The 1,115-nt window shown below is 48.9% G+C and carries 1 protein-coding gene; it reads right to left on the minus strand.

The genetic code is table 11. The annotated features are described in order from the left end of the window. On the minus strand, positions 1-1,099 hold a 1,099-nt coding region (locus R7035_RS25775; RefSeq protein ID WP_318146388.1), incomplete at its 3' end, for a S8 family serine peptidase. Between the last annotated feature and the right edge of the window lie 16 nt (positions 1,100-1,115).

The raw sequence follows: 1,115 nt of genomic DNA on the forward strand, positions 1-1,115 counted from the left end.
GATCTGCATATTTGTATGCCCAAAGTAACGCAGCTGCGCCAGCAACATGAGGACTGGCCATGGATGTACCCGACTGCCAATGCAGACAGGCGTCATTATCGTAATCGAAGGTACCACACTGCTCATTTGGCATCGTCGAGAGAATACTGTCACCGGGTGCCATTAGCGACACCCAATCGCTACCGAAAGTAGAAAAACTGGCACGATTGTCATCGTCATCCGTCGCACCTACGGCAATCACGTTGTCATAAGCTGCAGGGTAGTTCTTTATCGGGTCTCCGGCGTTCCCTGCTGCGCTCACTAACAACACGCCTTTCCCCCAAGCGTAGTTAACGGCATCATTTTCCGCTTGGCTATAACCGACTAAGCTAATCGGGTTGCCCTCTTCATCGATTTCATCAGAGCCATAACTCATGTTAATCACGTGGTAGCCGTTATCGGCAGCATAGGTGATCGCATCAATAGAGGAAGATAGCGGGCATACCCCCGTCGCAGCGATAAGGAAGCAGCCAAAAAATGGGTCGCAGCTATAAATCAGATATTCGTAGCACGTCTTCAAGTTACCAACAGAACTGTTAAAACCGACCCCAGCAATACCAATACCGTTATCTGTCTGAGCCGCCGCAATACCTGCGACATGGGTGCCGTGTCCAACCACGTCCTCTAACGTATCACTTTGATAATCGGTGACAAATTTCTGCTGCTCAACACATTTTCCGTTCCCGAACTCAATGCTACTCACGCTATCCCCTGCCATACGACAATCAATACCGGAATCGAGAATTGCTATCTTGACGGCAGAACTACCTTTCGTCATATCCCAAGCTTCGGGGGCATTGATATCTGCACCAGGCAAGCCAGAGGCCTCATCCAGATACGGACCAAATAGTGGGTCATTCACCACGGTAGAATGTACTTGCCCAGTATTATTGAGCGCCCACTGCTCAGAAAAGTAGTCACTAGCATAGATACTTCCACCGAGACCTTCATTGGGAACATACTGAACAATGTGGTTGATATCAGGTTCTGCATACAACACATTCGGGTCCTGGTTAAAACGGGCTAACTGCGCTTCCACTGTTCCAACGGGTACTTTCAAAAAATGCACATCAATG

The organism is Vibrio sp. 1731 (assembly GCF_033339955.1).
GTDB lineage: Bacteria > Pseudomonadota > Gammaproteobacteria > Enterobacterales > Vibrionaceae > Vibrio > Vibrio alginolyticus.